The organism is Exiguobacterium indicum HHS 31, assembly GCF_001939065.1.
Classification (GTDB): Bacteria; Bacillota; Bacilli; order Exiguobacteriales; family Exiguobacteriaceae; genus Exiguobacterium_A; species Exiguobacterium_A indicum.
This window is the reverse complement of the sequence record NZ_MPSZ01000002.1, coordinates 233,426-253,939: the sequence shown is the minus strand read 5'-3', so window position 1 is coordinate 253,939 and position 20,514 is coordinate 233,426. Positions and strand designations below refer to the sequence as shown.

Here is a 20,514-nt window from a genome sequence, read left to right as displayed (position 1 = left end):
TTTTTGTTTATTCTACAGGTGGTGAGGGAGATTGATACTGCTGTACTTTATCATCTTCATCAAAGGAAATCGTGACATCGGTGACCCCTTTAAGAATTCGAATTTGTAGCTCCAGTCGATCCTTGATGTCGTCCGCTTGGGCAATCGTTAATTTAGGATCCACTTCAATCTCTGTCTCGACATGGAAGTGATCGCCTTCCTTGATGACTTCAAGCTTTTCAATATCACGAACCGCTTCATCACGTAATAGGATTTCACCGATTTTAGCAGTCAATACTTCATCAATCTCACCGAGTGCACCGGCAGCATTTTGAATAAAGACATTATAAACGACGTAGAACATCATCAGACCAATCAAAATCGATGCAATGCCCTCTGCTTGATAAAACGATGTGTAATGCGAAATCAGAACGGCGATGATCGCGATGATACCACCGAGAGTCGCAACAAGGTCTTCCATGAAGACAAGGCGTGTCGCTGGTTTTGCCTGCCCAAGATGGGTGAAGCTTTGTCCGACAAGCGTCAATCCTCGGGATTTGAGCCCGGTTTCATGAGCAATCTCGATCATTGCTTTATAAAAGACGCCGACTTCGAGGACGACACCAATTCCAAGTGCCGTCAAAATAATCCAAAGCCCAGTCGTCTCTTCGCCAGGACCGTGTGCGATATGCAAGATGCCTTCACGAATCGTCTCATACGCAAGGAGGGCGACGACGATGATTGCAGCAAGTAACACGAGGTTAACAAGCCGACCGAATCCGTTCGGGAATCGTTTCGTTGGTGCTTTTTTACTGAGAGCAGAACCGATATAGACGAAAAACTGATTCGCCGCGTCACCGATCGTATGCATCATTTCAGCGAACATTGCAACGTTCCCAGTCAAGATATAAGCGACGAACTTGATGATAGCAATGATCGTGTTGACGACAGCAGCAGCAAGTGCTGACTTATTGCCGCGACGTATCAATGAGAAAAAAGTGGCCATAAGCGGTTCTCTCCTTGTCTATTCAAAATAGGTTAACCGCGTCCTGCTTGGAACGATGGATAAAGTGTCATTCCGCCGTCCGCAAAGAGTGTGATACCAGTGACATAACTCGCTTCGTCCGACGCAAGCCATGCGGCAACGGCTGAAATTTCCTCAGGTTTTCCGATATTGCCCATTGGAATCATACTCTCGACTTCTTTTCGTTGTTCCGGATCTTCGAATTTTTCAGCGTTGATCGGTGTATTAATCGCACCAGGTCCAATCGCATTGACCCGAATTCCTTTTGGTGCATATTCCATCGCAAGGGTTTGTGTCATTAATTTAACGCCACCTTTACTTGCAGCGTAGTGGACGAACGTTGGCCATGGAATGATTTCATGAACACTCGACATGTTGATGATGCTACCTTTGACATCATGTTCGACGAAGTACTTCAGTGCTTCACGCGCACCAAGGAATGCCCCTGTTAAGTTGACGTCGATGACTTTTTGCCAGTCTTCGAGTGACATTTCATGAGATGCTGACGGCATCTCGATTCCTGCGTTATTGACGAAAACATCCAACTGACCAAAGTGAGCGACAGTCTCTTTGACGAGATTGATCATATCGTCTTCTTTCGAGACATCTCCTTGAATCGTGATGGCTTCGCCACCCTGTTCTTGAATCGATTCAGCGATTTTCTTTGCTTCTTCCGGATGACTGCGATAGTTGATGACGACACGCATGCCTTCCTCTGCATAACGGCGGACGATGGCTTCACCGATTCCCATTGATCCACCTGTCACGATGGCTACTTTTCCCTTTAAACTTTCATACATGATGCTTCACTCCTTCATTATTGTTTCGTAAATCCAATCATGATCCCACCAGCAACGACTAAAATACAACCGATGATGACGAAGGTCATTTCTTTCTTTGTCTTCGTTTCTTTTAGTAAGAGGACACCGCCAATCGTTGAGATGACGACTCCTGTTTGAGATAAGGAGAAGCTCGTTGCGACTCCGACTTTTGCTGTGGCAAACAGTAAAGCGACGTTCCCGACAGCCCACATGAGTCCACCGACTGTATTGCCGGCTGTTTTCTTCGTGAAGAGATCTCCTTCTCGTAAAGAAAGGAGAATCGCACTCACGACCATCCCGACAGCTTGTGGTAAGACTGCTTCCCATCCATTGATATCGAACCAACGGGCAATGACGACGTAGCCGACATACCCGACAGTCGAGATGAGGAGGAGCGTCAGTCCTTTTCCGATATTCTCATCTTCTTTACTCTTATCTTCCTTGTAAGACGTGAAAGCTGCTCCGGCAATGATCAATACAAGGGCACTGATTCCGAGAATCAACGCAGTTGTCGTTGACCACTCTCCAAAAGCGAGAACTCCAAACAACGATGTTCCGACGAGTTGCATCCCTGTTGAGATGGGCATCGTCTTTGAGACACCCATTTGACGGAATGCGGCAAACTGATTTTTTTGCCCGAGCGCCCAGAAGGCACCAGAAAAGAATCCGGCGACCCAAGCAGTCGTCGACATCTCTGGGCTGACAAAAAAGAAGGTGACGATCGCGAAAAGCAACGCACCCAGAGTCGTACCGATAATTTGTTGCGCCGTTGAACCTCCGATTTTTGAGACGACGAGCGGCAACGATCCCCACATTAATGCAGGAACGATGGCAATTAAAATATCAATCAAATGTTTCACCTCTCCTTACTGTTATCTCTCTACTTGAAGCTGTACCCCGCGAGACGCGAGGAAAAACCTCGAAGCGTGAAGAAGAATTATTCTGAAATAAAAAAACGCCCATCGAAATGGACGTTTACTGATATTTCGTTTATCGGAACGGTTCGTCAGCAATCCGGACGATTTGTCGTCCGATCCGTCGACCATTCCATAATGCGATGACGGCGATCGTCAAGGAAATGCCCATGACGTCGTACTGCGTAAAATAATAGCCGAGATAACTAAAGGGAAGACTGATGATCCCGACGAGTGAACTCGTCCACTGCCGGATTTTGAGTGATTCGATGTTCGCGACACGAGAGAACTTTTGTTGCTCCATGATCCGCCAACGCGTCGGTTCGCTGAGAGCGTCGTTGACAAGACGCGGGAAGGCGAGCAATCGCGCACCGTACGATCCAGCGATTTGCAGATAACGATTTTGGTTTTTTCCTTCATCATCGAGCCAACGCCGAACCATTGGTTTGGCTAACTCGAGTAGGTTGATTTGCGGTGAAAGAATCTGAAGAATCCCAAGAATCGTCGAGGCAGCACGACCGAAGAACGCAAACTCGGCAGGGAGCTGGATCGGTTCGTTTCGGACGAGCAATTCGATATCGGATAAGACCTTCTCAATCAGTTTCGTATCGACGTTTTCCATATCACTCTCGAGATAGAACGTGACCGCTTTTTCAATTGCTTGTCGGATATTTTGCTTATTCGCATTCGGCAACAGGAATCGTAAATCTTCGAGACCATCGACGATCGCATCATAATCTAATGTGACGAAGGATTGGAGGATTCGTTGAATCGCTCGCATGTCATCAGGCGTCGTCGCTCCAATCATCCCAAAATCAAGCAAGACGATTTTGCCGTCGGACTGGACGAGGACGTTGCCCGGGTGTGGGTCGGCGTGAAATTTCCCGCCGAACAGTAATTGCTCACCAGCGTTCAAGAAGAGATTACGCGCTAGTTCGTCACGATCAATCTGATGTTCCGCTAAATAATCGAGATCGGTGATACGTGTCCCGTCAATCCATTCCATGACGAGCACCCGATTCGTACAATGTTCTTCATAATAACTCGGAATATAGATGACAGGATTCGTCTCATACATTTTTTTAAAGTAGAGACCGTTTTTTAATTCAGTTCGGTAATTCAATTCATCACCGATGACGAAGACCATTTGGCGATACAGACTTTGTAAATCAGTCGATTTGTTTAATGAAGTCCGGCGTAACATGGCAATGACGATGCGCATGGCACGGAAATCGGTTTTGATGATTTGTTCGATGTTCGGTCGCTGAACTTTGATCGCAACTTTTTTACCATTTGATTTTAAGGTTCCGCTGTACACCTCACCAATCGAGGCAGAAGCGACAGGACGGGAACTGATATCCGAGATGATCTCTTCGATCGGCATACCCCAATCCTCTTCGATGATCTTACGTGACTCTCCAAGTTTACTTGAAGGAACTTTATCGACGAGTTCGGTCAGTTCCATCAAGACGGACGGAGGAAATAGATCGGCTCGAATCGACAAGAACTGACCGAGCTTGATCAGTAACCCTTCTAACCGTAATGCTTTTTTCTTATAGTCACGCGCAATCCGGATCATGATGCGCTCAAACTCTTCGTTGTTCGTACCTGGCCGGTTTTTCCGGGTGAATCGATAGATCGTAAAAATGTAACGTGCGAACATCGTCACGATGACGACGATGCGATAAAGCGCCCAACGTTTCATACGGTCACCTAGCTTCCTGTACAGTTTGTTTCAGTATAGGTTACTTTACCTAAAAACGTCACTCGCAAACGGTCGAAACGGTGACAGAAAATTAATGCTTTACGGAAACTAAAAAGAGAGTATAGTAAGTATTGGAATTTCTTTGTAGAAAGGTGAAATGTGCGCATGTCCTGGGACTTATTGAATATCATCGGCACGGTCGCTTTTGCGATGAGTGGTGCGATTGTTGCGATGGAAGAAAAATATGATTTATTCGGTGTCTGGTTACTTGCTTTGATCACAGCATTCGGCGGTGGTGCCATTCGTAATTTACTGATTGGTGTACCGGTATCCGCTCTCTGGTCGCAAGGTGGTCTCTTTTTAGTCGCGATTCTCGTTGCGTTGTTGATCTTCATGTTACCCCAGTTGTTCTTGCCGCACTGGACACGTTGGGGCGTCCTCGCGGATGCGCTCGGATTGTCTGCGTTTGCGATTCAAGGTGCTTTGATGGCGACAGCAAAAGGACTGCCATTGTCAGCAACGATTTCGGCTGCTGTACTGACTGGTGTTGGTGGTGGAGTGATTCGCGATTTACTCGCTGGTCGAAAACCACTCGTCTTGCATAAAGAGATTTATGCGATGTGGGCCGTCATGGCAGCACTTGTGATTGATCGCTTCCAATTGACGAATCCTCTACATTTGTTCACATTGCTCGGACTCATCACTGTTTTACGTATGCTATCGTATTATTATGAATGGAATTTACCAGCACGACGGTTAGGGGGAGAATAAGCATGAAAGTTTTCATTATGATTGGCGCGATCTCGATGATGTTATCGGTCGCACTAGGTGCATTCGGTGCACACGCCTTAAAAGATATGTTGACGGAACGGATGCTCGCGAACTGGCAGACAGGCGTACTTTACCAGATGGTACACTCGCTCGGTATCCTAGCACTCGGGGGACTCTTACTAAAAGCATCGATCCCGCAATGGTCGTTGGCTGCATGGCTGATGCTTGCCGGAATCGTCTTCTTCTCCGGTAGTCTGTACGTCATGGCATTGACGAATGTAACAAAACTGGGTGCCATCACACCGATTGGTGGCGTCTTGTTCATCGCAGCATGGATCTTTGTCGCAATTGGTGCCTACAAAGGATTATGAGGATTGACCGTTTTTCTTCCGTCATGGAGAAGAACGGTCTTTTTTTGTATGAAAAACGCCTACTCGCGATGGAGTAGGCGTAAGTATCAAAACGAGTTCATCGTTTTGTCGTTTGTGTTTTGTTTAGCTTCGATAATGCTTGCTCATAGCGATCCAGTACACGATCTGCAACCGGTTTCAGCTCTTTTGAAAGCACAGCGAATTGCAATTCACGCGATCGTGTCGATCGGTTCATAGCATTCCCCATGGTAATTCCTCCTTACGTAATCAACCTACTATTTTATAGCCTGTTTTGTAGCCGCAAGGAGTATATTCCCATGAGATATTTCAATCAAACGTCATTCAACACATTAAAGTGCAAAATGAGTATTTAATTGTTCACTTTCGAGACGGTTCCCGATGAAGAACTCACCAAACTCACCGTACTTCGCGCTGACTTCGTCAAAACGCATTTCATAGACGATTTTCTTGAACTGAAGAATGTCGTCTGAGAAGAGCGTGACGCCCCATTCCCAATCGTCAAATCCAGTTGATCCACCGATGATTTGCTGAATTTTCCCAGCATAACTCCGACCAATCATACCATGACGATACATGAGCTCTTTACGTTTCTCCATTGAGAGCGTGTACCAGTTGTCGCCATCGCGACGCGACTTGCTCATCGGGTAGAAGCAGATGTGCTTCGCTTGCGGCAAGATTGGATAGAGACGATCACGCACGTAAGGGTTCTCGTATGGGTTTCCTTCGCCTGAACCACGGTACGTACCGAGTTCGACGACAGAAACGTAAGAATACGTCGGGATCAAGTAATCATAGAGATCGAGTTTTTGCATTTTGACTTCGACGTCTTGGATTTGTTCCATCGTTGGACGAAGAACCATCAAGACGAGATCGGCTTTTTGACCGATGATCGTGTAAAGTGCATGGCTTCCGTCTTTTGTCGCTTCGACACCAGAAAGCTCTGAGAGGAAGGCTTGGAACTCTTCAATCATGCGCGCGCGGTCTGTTGCGTCGACTTGTTTCAAGCGTGACCAATCGATCCGGCGGAAATCATGTAATGTATACCAGCCGTCGAGTGTTTCAGCGGCTTGTTGCGTAGCAGTCGGTTCAGATGTTTGATGTTGCATGGGATGACCTCCTGAGTCTGAAATAAATTATCTTTTTCCATATCCTATCTTATCACATTCTGTTGAAACGCTTCGCCCGAAAAGGTCTTTATCCATGAGATCGTAACACATGAAAAAAGCAGAGAGTGGGTAAAAGGGGAAGTGGAGATTACGTTGCTTGGAAATAGTCTCTGTACCATTCTTGAAAATGACTGTAATAGTCGGTGAATATGGCTTCAGTGCTTTTGTTAGATAACTTTTTTGCAAATTGTTTTAACAACGATTGAGAACTGTGTATAATAAACGATGGAAAAGAAAATGGATCAAATCGACGACGTCGTGTTTACCTAAAAAGGAGAGAAACTAATGCAACTATTCGATATGTTAGAACAAAAGATTAAAGCGCACCAACCGAAAATCGTCTTCCCAGAAGGAATTGACGCGCGTGTTCTTGGCGCAGCTGTCCGTTTGAAGAAAGACGGTCTCGTCACACCGGTCGTCATCGGACCACGTGTACAAATCGAAGAAACAGCAGCAGCAAACGGAATCGATGTCACGGGACTTGATACGATTGATCCTGCTTCTTACGCTGGAATCGATGAGCTCGTCGCATCGTTCGTTGAGCGTCGTAAAGGGAAAGCAACAGAAGAGCAAGCACGTGCTGTCATCTTAAAAGACGTGAACACGTTCGGTACGATGCTCGTTCATACAGGGCAAGCAGAAGGTCTTGTATCGGGGGCCATGCACGCAACAGGCGATACAGTTCGTCCAGCACTTCAAATCATCAAAATGCAAGAAGGCTATAAAAAAACATCAGGCGTCTTCATCATGGTACGTGACGATGAGCAATACGTCTTCGCAGACTGCGCAATCAACATCGCACCAGATGCGAACGATCTAGCAGAGAACGCAATTGCATCTGCGAAAACAGCGAAAACATTCGGTATCGACCCGAAAGTAGCATTGCTCAGCTTCTCGACAAAAGGTTCAGCAAAATCACCAGAGACAGAGCGCGTCGTTGAAGCAACTCGCATTGCTAAAGAACGTGCACCAGAGCTTGCAATCGATGGCGAACTCCAATTCGATGCAGCATTCGTTCCAAGCGTCGCGAAATCAAAAGCACCAGAATCAGATGTCGCAGGTCAAGCGAACGTCTTCATCTTCCCAAGTCTTGAAGCTGGAAACATTGGCTACAAAATCGCACAACGTCTTGGTGGATTTGAAGCAATCGGTCCGATCCTTCAAGGGTTGAACAAACCGGTCAACGATCTTTCACGCGGTTGTAACGAAGAGGATGTTTACAAACTCGCGATCATCACGGCAGCACAAGCGGTCGAAGAACGCCAAGCCTAAATACGGTGTGAAAAAGTCTTTACTTTTTCGCTAAACCCCGTACAATGGTACACATCACGAAAATCACGAAACGTAAACGTATAGCAACGCTCGTATAATAGTGGGAATTGGCCCACGAGTCTCTACCGGATCGCCGTAACGGTCCGACTACGGGTGGTGAGTTACTGCTCTCTTTTTTGGCGTACAGTGGCTGCCCCCGGGTAGCGGCTGTACGTTTTTTCGTTTTTAAAGAGGAGAATGCATGTATGAAACGTCTACACGACATGATTAATCAAGAGGGAATCGTATTATCGGATCAAGTATTGAAAGTGGATGCCTTTTTAAACCATCAGGTCGATCCGACCTTGATGTGGGAAATCGCCTATGAGTTCATGGATCGCTTCCAAGATGCCGGTATCACGCGGATTTTGACGATCGAAGCAGGTGGTATTGCCCCGGCAATGATGACGGCGCTCCGTTTAGGGGTACCAATGGTCTATGCCCGTAAGACGAAATCCGTCACCCTGAATGAAGGAACGATTTCAGCTGAAGTCTTCTCGTTTACGAAACAACAGACGAGTACGATTACGGTTGCAGAAAAATACCTACAACCGGGTGAACGAGTTCTGATCATCGACGATTTCCTCGCGAACGGAGAAGCGGCATTTGGTCTCGCTCGCCTCGTTGAGCAGGCAGGTGCGGAAGTTGCTGGTTTTGGAATCGTCATTGAAAAGTCGTTCCAACCGGGACGTCAAAAGTTAATCGAAGCCGGGTTCCGCGTCGAGTCACTCGCTCGTGTGGAGTCATTGAAGGATGGAAAAGCGACGTTCGTTGACTCGGTGACCGTATGAGACTATCGAACTTCAAAGCCGCTAGTCTCGGACTTCAGCATGTGCTTGCGATGTACACAGGAGCAGCTGTCGTTCCGCTGATCGTCGGGAGTGCGATCGGATTGTCGGGAGAAGAACTTGCTTATTTAGTGGCGATTGATCTCTTCATGTGTGGCGTAGCGACCTTACTACAAGTGCTCGTCACGAAATATACAGGCGTCGGTCTTCCTGTCGTCCTCGGTTGTACCTTCACCGCAGTCGGTCCGATGATCGCGATCGGTAGTCTTCAAGGGATTACGGCGATTTATGGTGCTTTAATTGCGAGTGGGTTGATCATTCTCGTCATCTCAGGCTGGTTTAGTAAGATTGCAGTCCTGTTCCCGCCAGTCGTCCTTGGTTCTGTCGTGACGATCATTGGGATTTCCTTGATTCCGGCTGCAATCAACGATATCGGGGGCGGACAAGGGGTGAAGGACTTTGGTGACGCACGTTATCTTGGACTCGCCGGACTAACGATCGTCTTGATTTTAATCTTGAATCGCTACGGCACGGTCTTTTCAAAAGCAGCAGCCGTCTTGATTGCTGTGATGATCAGTACACTGGTTGCGTTTGGCATGGGGATGATCGACTTCAGTCCGGTGGCGGAAGCGTCATGGTTCCAAATGGTGACGCCGTTCTACTTCGGTGTTCCGACATTCAATGCGACGGCGATCTTGACGATGACGCTGGTTGGTCTCGTCTCGATGGTCGAATCGACAGGTGTGTTCTTGACACTTGGTGAGATCACGGATCGCCGTTTGACGGATAAAGACCTAGCACGTGGCTACCGGGCAGAGGGTGTCGCGACGATCGTTGGCGGTATCTTTAATAGTTTCCCGTATACGACCTATAGCCAAAACGTCAGTCTAGTTCAGTTGACTGGCGTGAAGACACGTAAAGTCATTCTGTTTGCGGGCGGATTTTTAATCTTGCTCGGCTTCTTACCAAAAGTGGCGACGTTCACGACGTTGATTCCAAAACCTGTCCTAGGTGGGGCGATGTTGATCATGTTCGGAACGGTCGCAGCGAGCGGGATTCGTATTCTGTCGCGGGTCGATTTCTCGAAGAATGAACACGTCATCACGGTGGCACTTGCCCTCGGAATTGGTCTAGGAATCAGTATGAATCCTGAGATCGTAGCCGGTCTCCCGTCACAAATCCGTGTCTTGACGGATAGCCCGATCGTCGCAGGGTCACTAACGGCATTATTGCTAAATGGAATCTTCCGATTGACGAGTAAGTCGGAGTCACCGGATGTACCACTTGCTAAAGTTGAATAACAATTGTAACTTTCCGAAAGGAGCCATCCTGTATACTACATAGTAGCAGGAGGTTCCTTTTTTTATACTGCTAACGTAATCAGAATATTCCGAGTATGTGGATTTGGTAAGAAATATACATTGAAAACGTTTACAAAATCGACACATCTTCTTTATACTGACAACGTAGCGGTACGGGGAACTGCTAAGAAACAAACAGAGACGGGAAGGACGTCGTAAAAATGAAACAACAGACAGAGTTGAATCGGGGACTGGAAGAACGTCATATTACACTGATGTCGCTGGGGGCGGCAATCGGTGTCGGACTCTTCCTAGGGTCAGCAAAAGCGATCCAATTAGCAGGACCAGGGATCTTACTTGGTTATCTGATTGGTGGTGTCATCATTTTCATTATCATGCGAGCACTTGGGGAGCTTGCAGTGCGGGAGCCGGTGGCTGGTAGTTTTGCGGAGTATGCCCGGAAGTATGTCAGTCCATTAGCTGGCTTTTTAACAGGTTGGAATTATTGGTTACTCTGGATTTTTACGTGTATGGCGGAAATCACAGCAGTCGGTATTTACATGAAAGTATGGTTCCCGGATTCTCAGGGGTGGGTATGGGCACTAGCAGCACTTGTCTTGATGACGAGCATCAACTTCATTGCTGTTAAATTTTATGGTGAATTCGAATTTTGGTTTGCGTTGATTAAAATCGTCGCGATCGTCGCCATGATCATCTTAGGGACCTTGACGATTATCATTGGTCTTGGAAACGGCGGCACACCGGTTGGGATTTCGAACCTGTGGTCACATGGTGGATTCTTACCGAACGGATTCGGTGGAGTACTTCTTGCCATGCAGATGGTCATGTTTGCGTTCCTAGGAATTGAAGTGATTGGGGTCACAGCAGGGGAAGCGAAGAATCCGAAGAAAACGATTCGAAAAGCCGTCAATAACGTCTTCCTTCGGATCTTAGTATTCTATATCGGAGCGCTCTTCGTCATTTTATCGATTTATCCGTGGGATCAAGTCGGTGCGAACAATAGTAGTCCGTTCGTATTACTATTTCAATCGCTCGGTATTGAGTCAGCAGCCGGCATCATCAACTTTGTTGTCTTAACGGCAGCACTCTCGTCATGTAACTCGGGTATCTTCTCAACAGCCCGGATGATGATGAACTTATCCGAGAACAGTGAAGCGCCACGTCGTTTCTCGAAAATCTCGAAAAACGGTGTACCGGCTCTAGCGACGATTCTTTCAGGTGTCGCGTTGCTCGTCGGTGTCGCTTTGAACTACTTCTTACCGGAAGATGTTTTTGCAATCGTTACGAGTATCGCAACGTTCGGCGCCGTCTGGACGTGGGCGATGATTCTGATCGCTCAGATGCGGGCGCGGAAGGTACATGGTTCAGCAGAATTCGCTGTTCCGTTCTTCCCGGTCGCGAACTATATCGCCCTTGCGGCACTTGCTGGTGTCATCGTCTTGATGGCATTTGACGCAAGTACACGGATCGCTCTGGTCGTTGGACCACTGTGGTACGCGATTTTGATTGCCGTCTATTATGCACGGGGAATGCATAAGGAGACACGTCAATCGACGCGTCGAGCATCAGGAGAATAATGAGATGGGCGGATCCGCAAACGGGTCCGCTTTTTCATCACTTCGTATCAAACGGTTTCGTTTTGTTTTGATGATGAATTTGCTACACTTACGGCAGAACCATACAGGAGGTCATACAAAATGAAAACGATTCATGTAGACGAGTTACAAGAACGATTAGAGGCAGGCGAGGCGTTACACGTCGTTGACGTCCGGGAGCAGGATGAATACGATGCAGGACATATTCCGAACGTCCGCTTCCTTCCGATGTCTGAAATCGGTGAACGCTATACGGAGCTGCAAGAAGGTGAAACCTACTACTTAATCTGTAAAGCGGGCGCGCGAAGCGAAAACGTCGGTCGTTTCCTCGAGCAATATGGATACGACATCGTCAACGTCGAAGGCGGCATGATGAACTGGAAGGGCGATCAAGAAGCATAAGAGGAAGCGTTACCAAGGAAGACGACTCCATGAGAGTCGTCTTTTTTTCATGTGAATCAATGAACGATTATCGATTTCTCTATGAACATTTTTCGTTATTCTTCCGATAAAGAAGGTAGAATAGCGAGTCCTTGCACTCGAGAATGGAGTGACACATGGAACAAAAGATCAAACGAACGATGAGTATCAAACAAAAATTAATTCTGACATCGATTCTCCTATTAGTAATCCCAGCGCTCGTGATCGGATTTGTTGCCTACAATCAGGCGAAACAAAAAATGACGGAGCAAATTCTACAATCGGCACATGGTGGAGTCGATCGAATGAACGATGAGATTCAGAATATCATTGATCCGATGCGACGTGATGTCGCCTTTTTTGCGGACCGAATTGACGGGACGCTCTATCAAAAAGGAAAACAAAATGCAGCGTTGAAGGAAAAAATGACGGAATATCTCGACATGCATCCGCAAGCGGCGAACATCTATTTCGCGACGACAGAAGGGGATATGAACATTTTCCCGGAACAAGTCATGCCCGAGGATTATGACCCACGTGAGCGCTCGTGGTACCAATCGGCTGAAGCAGCCGGTGGAAAAGTCGTCATCACGGATCCATACGTCGATGCTGCCTCGAACAAGATGATGGTGACATTGTCACAAACGACCGGAAACGGAAGAGGTGTCGTGGCGATTGATGTCGATGTCGACCGCATCGCGGAAATCGCGAAAAAGATTAAAATTGGTAAAGAGGGTTATGTGACGATTCTCGATTCGAATAAGAAGTTCGTTACGCACCCGACGCTAAAACCAGGTGAAAAGGCAACAGGGAACTGGGTTGCGCCACTCTACGATGACCCAGCCGGACAATTTTCGTATGAATTCGAAAATGAAGGTAAACAGATGGACTTCATGACAAATGACCTGACGAAGTGGAAGGTTGCCGGAACCCTGTACGATCATGAAATCACCGATGCGACGTCTAGTATTCTGTGGACGACGCTCGCAGTCATCGGCGGAATGTTACTCGTCGCAGCCGTCTTCATCTACTTCATCCTTCGCTCGATTCTTCGCCCACTCGGTCATTTGACACGTGGAGCAGAACGGATTCAATCTGGTGATTTGACGGAACCTGTCATCGTTGAATCAAACGATGAGGTCGGACAGGTCGCGCAAAGCTTTAACGTCATGGTCGATTCACTCCGCTCGATCATCATCAATCTCGACCAGTCGATCACACAAGTGGCTGGCTCGTCGCAGGAGTTAATGGCGAACTCAGCTCAGACGACATCCGCATCGGAACAGATCGCGGGATCGATTCAACAGGTCGCAGCGGGGGCGGATCAATCGAAGCGTCAACTCGATGCAAATGCTGTTTCGCTCCAGTCGATTACAGCGGGCATCATGCGAATTGCTGAGAGCTCAACCGATGTGTCAGAGCTATCACGTTCAACGGCAACAGAAGCCGAGAACGGAACGGTTGCTGTACTGCAAAATGTCCAGCAGATGAAAGAAATCGATGCCTCTGTTCAAAACTTTGGTGGCGTCATCAGTTCACTCGCACATCGTTCGAATGAAATCGGGAAAATCGTCGATGTCATCAACGGCATTGCCGAACAAACGAATTTATTGGCACTGAACGCGGCGATTGAAGCAGCACGGGCAGGCGAAAACGGAAAAGGGTTCGCCGTTGTCGCAAGTGAAGTGCGTAAACTAGCAGAGCAGTCACAGGATTCAACGAAGCAGATTGCGCAACTGATTCAAAATATCAAGCAGGAGACAGATCAGTCAGTCACGATGATGAAAGAAGTATCGGGACAGACGAAAGCCGGTTTATCGACGACAGAAGCATCAGCAGAACGATTCCAGAAGATTCTCGAACGGACGCAAGAGATGACACCGCGGATTGAAGATGTGACGGCAACTGTCGAGGAAATCGCAGCGAACGTTCAAGAGGTTTCTGCCTCTGCAACCGAAATCGCACATATCGCGCAAGAGAATTCATCGGCGTCGAAACAAGTCGCAGCGACGACAGAAGAACAGTTGAGTGCGATGGAAGAGATTTCGCAATCAGCCAAAGCATTATCCGATATGGCGGAAGAATTACAGGTGCTCGTTGCCCGTTTCCGTGTTTAAGCCATCGATTATACAAAGCAAGGAAGCTAGTCTTCCTTGCTTTTTTTGTCTGTCACCATTCTGTGACGAACTGAACAAATAGCTTGGAATCCTTGTGAATCCGGGCTTGAGATGGTACTAAATCGGGAATTTAATAAATATCTAAACACTTCGAAGGAGGTGGGTGCGATGAAGCAGTTACGCAAGATGAGAGAGTGGAGTGAAGCGGGGCTTTTGGACGAAGCAACCGTCAAACGAATCGTCGATTATGAGAACAATCGTAAGGAAAAGCAACGTCTACCGCTCTTGTTGATTGTAGGGGGTACGTTCGTCGTGTTGGCTGTGTTCAGCTTTTTAGCCGCTAACTGGCAAGTCATGCCGATCGGATGGAAAATCGGACTTGTCGTAGCACTCATGTGGAGCTGTTACGTCATGGCGGATCTTTCGGAACGTCGGAGTATGTTGCATCCGATTGTCTTCCGAATCGGTGGAATCCTAGCGTTTGGCGCCTCGATTCTCGTCGTTGTTCAAAGTTTCCACTTGCCGATGGAAGGATCATTACTCGGATGGTGTGTGTTTGTCGCCGCGTTAGCGCATTATGTGCTTTGGCGTCATGAAGCATACGGTGTCGTCGCCTTCCTTTCCGGATGGACGATCTTTACGAGTCTCGGTGGTTTTGGTCAGGAGCAGGCGAGTTATCTCGACTGGACATCGTTCGGTCTGATGGTCGTGCTGTCGTTCAGTTGGTTTTACTTCAGCCAACGTCTGCCATCGCTTTTGTTTAGCTGGCTGTTTCTCTTCTTCAGTGGTCTCTCCTTGTTTCTCCTTGTATCATATGACGGATTCCTGTGGCCGGTCTGGACGCTATTTTTACTCGTTCCCGTTCTCTGGCTTGTTCGTGAGGAGTCCAATCGTCGGATCGTCGAAATGATCTATCTGGTCGTTGCTGCCATCAGTTCGATCGTCTATCTGTCTGTACGTGCGGAATCAAATGCCGCATTACCATCTATGACAGAAGCGATTCTGCTAGCTATCGTATCCATTGGGTTAGGAATTTTCCTCTATCAAAAACGTCGCTCCTTATTGTTTATCGTTCCGCTTGGATTCGTTGGAGTCCTGTGGCTTGATGAACAGGCCATTCTACTCGCCATCCTCGTTGAACTATCCGCGCTACTGTATCTGTTGTATCAAGAACGTCGTCATGCGATCATCTGGCCAGCCTTCCTCTATTTCATTCTCGTTCAAATCGCGATATACGTCATCTATGCGTGGGATCGGTTGAACATGTCCTTATTTTTCCTCATCGGTGCGCTGCTCATCTTCCTATTGTCGGGTATCTTATGGTGGTTACGCCGTAGAGGAGGTGTGGCGTCATGAAACGCTATCTCATGCCCGTATTGCAGACTTGCGTCGTCGGTCTGTTGATTGTCAGCTTTTTTGCGACCTCCTGGTTCGGAACATCGTACCGTTTTCGGGCAGAACCGTTTGATCCGTTTGATCCCGTTTACGGCGAATACGTGATGCTGCAGTATCCGGATTTAAAACCAGGTCCGACGATTCAAAATGGACGTGTCTATGTCAGCTTCAAGACCGATGCTTCTGGTTATGCTCAAATCGACCGGATTTCGAATGAACGATTTTTCGGAAGTGTTGCTGGCGACTATTACGATCAATACGTGTCGATTCCACAATTGACGCAGTATTATGTCGAACAGGGAAGCGGAAAACAATATGAAAAAGCAAAAGCACTGGAAGTCCGTGCGGATGTGTCACCATGGGGAACGATCCGGACGACGAATTTAAAAATTTCTGAGTAAAAAACCTTGCGTCAGGAATGAAACGGTTGTACTATTAATTTAAATTTTCAGACAACTAAATCTGCATGCGTAGACGGGAAGAGTAAAGTGATCAGAAATCGATAGAGAGTCTCTGTTGCTGGAAATGAGACGATTTCGTCATTTGAAGATGGTCCCGGAGCAGTCGGAAGAACGTGAACCGTGTTCATCAGTAGAACCGACCGGTAGGACGGATACCGTTAGCATTCCAGGGAGTCTCGTACTCCTAGAGGTGGCTGAACGTGAGTTGAGCCATGAACGAAGGTGGTACCACGTGATCAGACATCACGTCCTGAGAGATAAGGGCGTGGTGTCTTTTTTGTGGAGACGTTCCCGCAGGAGGAGGATGACGAGATGGCAGAAGCATTGGTATTGCAATCAGACTTTGGCGTGAGTGACGGGGCAGTGAGTGCGATGTATGGGGTTGCGCATAGCATCAATCCAGAGATTCGGATTTTTGATTTGACGCACGACATTCCGCCCTTCCACATTTGGGAAGCGTCCTATCGGTTACTGCAGACGGTACCGTACTGGACGGAGCAAACGGTGTTCGTTTCTGTCGTTGATCCAGGTGTCGGATCGAGTCGAAAGAGTGTCGTCGCGCGGACGCATGCGAATCAATACATCATCACACCAGATAACGGAACGTTGACGCATCTTTGGCAAGCCGGATACATTGCTGAAGTGAGGCAACTCGATGATCGACGGCATCGCTTACCTCGAATGGGTGAATCGTATACGTTTCACGGACGAGATATCTTTGCCTTCACGGGTGCTCGGTTATCGAGCCATGTCATCACCTTCGAGGAAGTAGGACCCGTTTTACCTGCTTCGGACATCGTCTTGCTCGACCGGACACTTGCCTCGTCGTCGGATACCGGTGTTACCGGTATCGTCGAGATTCTCGATGTTCGCTTCGGAAATGTCTGGACGAATATTCCGGTCGCTCTCGTCCGTCAGGCGGGTCTCGACATCGGTAGCCACGTCAAGGTAACGATTTCGTACCGAGAACGGATTGTTTACGAACAAACACTGCTTTTTGGTCATTCGTTCGCCGATGTGCCGGTTGGTTCAGGCGTCGTCTACATCAACTCGCTGGATCAGATTGCTCTTGCCTTGAATCAAGGTTCGTTTGCGCATGCATTTGAGGTTGGAATCGGAAATGATTGGAGTGTTAACGTACAACATATTAAAGGAGGAGATCGAACATGAAAGGATTTACGACAAAACAGATCGTCGCAACCGGGATCGGAGCAGCAGTATTCATCATTTTAAGTCGATTCGCTGTGATTCCGACAGGCGTACCGAACACGTCAATTGAGACATCCTATGCATTTCTCGCATTCATGGCAGTTTTGTTCGGACCAGTCACAGCCGGTTTGATCGGTCTGATCGGTCATGGATTAAAAGATGCGATTTTATATGGGTCCCCGTGGTGGAGCTGGGTCATCGTATCCGGGTTCGTCGGTTTTGGCATCGGATTGATCGCTAACCGGATTCGTCTAGAAGAAGGCGGATTGACGACACGTAAAATCGTCTTATTCAATGCGACACAAGCCATCGTGCAAGCGATCGGTTGGATCATCATCGCCCCGGTACTCGATATCTTAATTTACTCGGAGCCAGCGAACAAAGTCTTCGTCCAAGGGGCTGTCGCTGCGACATCGAACATCTTGACAGTCGGTGTCATTGGAACGTTGTTGCTCGTCACCTATGCGAAAACAAGAAGTAAAGCAGGCAGCTTGAAACGCGAAGCTTGACCGAATGAGCTATGATCCTGTGCGAAGAGACGGCAGGATCATAGCTCATTTAGCTTGGGGGGAGAAGGATATGACAAACGTAATCGAATTTCAGGATTTTTCATTTACATATCGGAGTCAGTCGGAACCGACACTCCGGCAGATTCAATTAACGATTCAAGCAGGCGAACGCATCTTAATCGTTGGACCGTCGGGTTCAGGAAAAAGTACGCTCGCCCAGTGCATCAATGGGTTGATTCCGTTCTCATACCCTGGAACGTGGGAAGGACAGGTCCTGATCAAAGGGCAGGATGCCCGGGAGTTATCGTTATTTGATCGTTCGCTGCATATTGGAACGGTGTTACAGGATCCAGATGCGCAGTTCGTTGGTTTATCGGTTGGCGAAGACATCGCCTTTGCGCTCGAAAATAAACAGACTGGGCGACCGGAAATGCAGGAGATCGTCGAACGTGTCGCACGGATGACGGATGTCGAGACGCTCTTGCAAGCACGATTAAATGATCTATCAGGAGGACAACGACAACGGGCGGCATTAGCCGGAGTCCTCGTCGAAGATGCGGACATCTTACTGTTTGATGAGCCGCTCGCGAATCTCGATCCAGTAGCGGGACAAGAGGCGATGACGCTTATGGATCGACTGCAACGTGATACGAATCGCACATTGATTGTCGTCGAACATCGGATCGAGGATGTACTCGTCATTCCGTTTGACCGCATCATCGTCATGGTCGATGGCGAAATCATCGCTGATGATCATCCGGATGTCATCTTAAGTAACGGAAAACTGCAAGAAGCGATCTTGCGTGAACCTCTCTATGTCAGTGCCGCACGCTGGGCTGGGCTTGCCGTTCAACCTTCAGATCAGCCGAGCCGCATCGATCCCTTTTTAAAGCGATTCAACCAGACGAACGTGTTAGAGCGTTTAGAGAAAGCACCCCAAAAAGAGGTTGCAACCTCTACTTCATTGCTTGAACTCAATCAGTTGGCGTTTCATTATCGTCAAGGAACGCCGGTGCTTGAGAATGTGACGGCGACTTTTCAAAAAGGAACACTGACGACGATCGTTGGTCAGAATGGTGCCGGAAAATCCACGCTTGCGAAAGTGTTGAGTGGTTACCAACGGACGACAGCTGGTCGGATCCTGCTTGACGGAATCGACATCACGAACCAATCGATCGCAGAGCGAGCAGGAACGATCGGATTCGTTCTGCAAAATCCGAATCATATGATTTCAAAACACCTCGTGCAGGAGGAAATCCGCTACGGGATGCAGGCGCTCGGACTGAGTGAGGCGGAAGAAAACGAGCGTCTCGAGCAGACATTACGTCGTTGCGGATTATATCCGTTTCGGAATTGGCCGATCCAAGCACTGAGTTTTGGTCAGAAGAAACGAGTGACGATTGCTTCGATTCTCGTTCGACGACCGGATATCTTGATTCTCGATGAACCAACAGCCGGTCAAGATTATCGGCATTATTCGGATATGATGGACTTTTTAGAAGGATTGAAGCAGGACGGAATGACGTTACTCATCATCACGCATGACATGCATCTCGTCTTAGAATACAGCGATCAAGTCTGCCTCGTGCAAGCTGGGCGTATCCGTTATGCTGGAACATCATTTGGACTGCTGAATCAAGAACAATTGCTGCATCATGCCCATTTAAAACAAACATCGCTCTTTACGCTAGCGCAACACCTCGAAGTCGATCCGGAACGATTCGTCGAGTCCGTGATTACGGCGGAGCGAAAGGAGCGGGAACAATGGCTGTAGAAATGCTTGGCTATATTGAAAAAACGTCACCGATTCATCGATTGACGGGAACGACGAAACTGATCGGATTCTTATTATTTACGACAGCAACGATGTTCACCTATGATACACGTGTCTTACTTGTAATGGGGTTAGTCAGTATCGTGTTATTCCGATTGTCGCGTATCCAGTTTCGGGAAGTCCGCTTCGTCTTGATCTTTACAGCGATTTTCGTCCTGATTAATGCGCTCGCTGTTTATCTGTTCGAACCAGAGCAGGGCGTGGCAATCTACGGATCGCGTCACGTCTTACTTGAAGGAATCGGACGATTTACGATGACCGCAGAACAATTATTTTATCTGTTCAATTTAATCTTAAAATACAGTGTGATCGTTCCGATTGCTGTGTTGTTTCTCGTCACGACCCATCCGACGGAGTTCGCTTCTTCTTTGAATCGGATTGGTGTTCCGTATAAGATCGCATTTGCGGTCTCCTTAGCGCTCCGTTATATTCCGGACGTTCAATCTGATTTCCGGACGATCGCGAACGCTCAAGAAGCACGAGGGATTGCTGTCTCACACGGCTCCCTTTGGCAGCGGGCACGCAATAGCATCCAGATTTTACTTCCGTTGCTATTTACGAGTTTGGAGCGGATTGAGACCGTCAGCAATGCGATGGATCTCCGTGGATTCGGTGCCGGACGAAAGCGAACGTGGTACAACCAACAGACGATGACACGAATCGATTATGTCGCGATCGGCTGTGTGCTACTTTTGACGGTTTTGTCATTCGTCGTCACTTTCTATGATGGTAATCGCTTTTATAATCCGTTTTAAAAATGAGATACGAAAAAGGCAGTGGA

The 20,514-nt window shown here is 47.8% G+C and carries 20 protein-coding genes and 1 riboswitch; of the genes, 14 read left to right on the top strand and 6 right to left on the bottom strand.

Going from position 1 to position 20,514, the window contains the following annotated elements; genetic code table 11:
• Window positions 1–7: 7 nt before the first annotated feature.
• From N179_RS09590 to N179_RS09575, 4 genes are all read right to left on the bottom strand, one after another.
• Entirely contained in the window at window positions 8–985 is a 978-nt protein-coding gene (locus N179_RS09590) for a cation diffusion facilitator family transporter (protein ID WP_058714050.1), read from the bottom strand.
• A 32-nt stretch (window positions 986–1,017) separates the two neighbouring features.
• Window positions 1,018–1,803 carry a glucose 1-dehydrogenase gene (locus N179_RS09585; protein WP_075642779.1) on the bottom strand — a complete coding sequence of 262 codons (786 nt, stop codon included), beginning with the start codon at window positions 1,801–1,803 and terminating at the stop codon, window positions 1,018–1,020.
• 17 nt (window positions 1,804–1,820) lie between these two features.
• Complete coding sequence (locus N179_RS09580) at window positions 1,821–2,672, bottom strand: GRP family sugar transporter (protein ID WP_174316738.1); 852 nt, start codon at window positions 2,670–2,672, stop codon at window positions 1,821–1,823.
• A gap of 142 nt (window positions 2,673–2,814) precedes the next feature.
• Window positions 2,815–4,443 (bottom strand): ABC1 kinase family protein, encoded by a 1,629-nt coding sequence (locus N179_RS09575; protein ID WP_058265463.1) that lies wholly within the window; start codon window positions 4,441–4,443, stop codon window positions 2,815–2,817.
• 165 nt (window positions 4,444–4,608) lie between these two features.
• On the opposite strand from N179_RS09575, the gene N179_RS09570 reads away from it, so the two are divergent.
• Both N179_RS09570 and N179_RS09565 read left to right on the top strand, forming a co-directional pair.
• Window positions 4,609–5,214: a trimeric intracellular cation channel family protein gene (locus N179_RS09570; protein ID WP_023466752.1), complete on the top strand. Its 606-nt coding sequence runs from the start codon at window positions 4,609–4,611 to the stop codon at window positions 5,212–5,214.
• A gap of 2 nt (window positions 5,215–5,216) precedes the next feature.
• Window positions 5,217–5,585: a DUF423 domain-containing protein gene (locus tag N179_RS09565; RefSeq protein ID WP_023466753.1), complete on the top strand. Its 369-nt coding sequence runs from the start codon at window positions 5,217–5,219 to the stop codon at window positions 5,583–5,585.
• A 97-nt stretch (window positions 5,586–5,682) separates the two neighbouring features.
• On the opposite strand, the gene N179_RS17045 is transcribed toward N179_RS09565, so the two are convergent.
• Complete coding sequence (locus N179_RS17045) at window positions 5,683–5,832, bottom strand: hypothetical protein (RefSeq protein ID WP_023466754.1); 150 nt, start codon at window positions 5,830–5,832, stop codon at window positions 5,683–5,685.
• Between the two features lie 103 nt (window positions 5,833–5,935).
• A complete protein-coding gene (gene hemQ / locus N179_RS09560; protein WP_050677313.1) occupies window positions 5,936–6,712 on the bottom strand; it encodes a hydrogen peroxide-dependent heme synthase in 777 nt (258 codons plus the stop codon).
• Window positions 6,713–7,057: 345 nt separating this feature from the next.
• Between hemQ and pta the strand changes: the two genes are divergently transcribed.
• The 12 genes from pta (at window position 7,058) to N179_RS09500 (ending at window position 20,488) form a co-directional block, all read left to right on the top strand.
• Window positions 7,058–8,044 carry a phosphate acetyltransferase gene (gene pta / locus N179_RS09555; RefSeq protein WP_035399200.1) on the top strand — a complete coding sequence of 329 codons (987 nt, stop codon included), beginning with the start codon at window positions 7,058–7,060 and terminating at the stop codon, window positions 8,042–8,044.
• 70 nt (window positions 8,045–8,114) lie between these two features.
• A riboswitch (purine riboswitch) is annotated at window positions 8,115–8,214 on the top strand.
• A 75-nt stretch (window positions 8,215–8,289) separates the two neighbouring features.
• Entirely contained in the window at window positions 8,290–8,874 is a 585-nt protein-coding gene (locus N179_RS09550; protein WP_023466757.1) for a xanthine phosphoribosyltransferase, read from the top strand.
• Window positions 8,871–10,172 carry a nucleobase:cation symporter-2 family protein gene (locus N179_RS09545; RefSeq protein ID WP_075642778.1) on the top strand — a complete coding sequence of 434 codons (1,302 nt, stop codon included), beginning with the start codon at window positions 8,871–8,873 and terminating at the stop codon, window positions 10,170–10,172. Before N179_RS09550 ends, N179_RS09545 begins: the two co-directional genes overlap by 4 nt.
• 221 nt (window positions 10,173–10,393) lie before the next feature.
• Entirely contained in the window at window positions 10,394–11,770 is a 1,377-nt protein-coding gene (locus tag N179_RS09540) for an amino acid permease (protein ID WP_075642777.1), read from the top strand.
• Between the two features lie 120 nt (window positions 11,771–11,890).
• Window positions 11,891–12,190, top strand: coding sequence for a rhodanese-like domain-containing protein (locus N179_RS09535; protein ID WP_023466762.1), 300 nt, complete (start codon window positions 11,891–11,893; stop codon window positions 12,188–12,190).
• A 155-nt stretch (window positions 12,191–12,345) separates the two neighbouring features.
• Window positions 12,346–14,325, top strand: coding sequence for a methyl-accepting chemotaxis protein (locus N179_RS09530; protein WP_075642776.1), 1,980 nt, complete (start codon window positions 12,346–12,348; stop codon window positions 14,323–14,325).
• 168 nt (window positions 14,326–14,493) lie between these two features.
• Window positions 14,494–15,681 (top strand): DUF2157 domain-containing protein, encoded by a 1,188-nt coding sequence (locus N179_RS09525; RefSeq protein WP_075642775.1) that lies wholly within the window; start codon window positions 14,494–14,496, stop codon window positions 15,679–15,681.
• The gene (locus tag N179_RS09520) at window positions 15,678–16,121 is read left to right on the top strand and encodes a GDYXXLXY domain-containing protein (protein ID WP_023466766.1); all 444 of its coding nucleotides are present in this window, start codon (window positions 15,678–15,680) and stop codon (window positions 16,119–16,121) included. Before N179_RS09525 ends, N179_RS09520 begins: the two co-directional genes overlap by 4 nt.
• 372 nt (window positions 16,122–16,493) lie before the next feature.
• Window positions 16,494–17,351: an SAM hydrolase/SAM-dependent halogenase family protein gene (locus N179_RS09515; protein ID WP_029343188.1), complete on the top strand. Its 858-nt coding sequence runs from the start codon at window positions 16,494–16,496 to the stop codon at window positions 17,349–17,351.
• Complete coding sequence (locus N179_RS09510; protein WP_075642774.1) at window positions 17,348–17,899, top strand: ECF-type riboflavin transporter substrate-binding protein; 552 nt, start codon at window positions 17,348–17,350, stop codon at window positions 17,897–17,899. Before N179_RS09515 ends, N179_RS09510 begins: the two co-directional genes overlap by 4 nt.
• A gap of 70 nt (window positions 17,900–17,969) precedes the next feature.
• Entirely contained in the window at window positions 17,970–19,673 is a 1,704-nt protein-coding gene (locus N179_RS09505; RefSeq protein ID WP_035399188.1) for an energy-coupling factor transporter ATPase, read from the top strand.
• Window positions 19,664–20,488, top strand: coding sequence for an energy-coupling factor transporter transmembrane component T family protein (locus N179_RS09500; RefSeq protein WP_023466770.1), 825 nt, complete (start codon window positions 19,664–19,666; stop codon window positions 20,486–20,488). The genes N179_RS09505 and N179_RS09500 overlap by 10 nt, the downstream gene beginning before the upstream one ends.
• Window positions 20,489–20,514 lie beyond the last annotated feature (26 nt).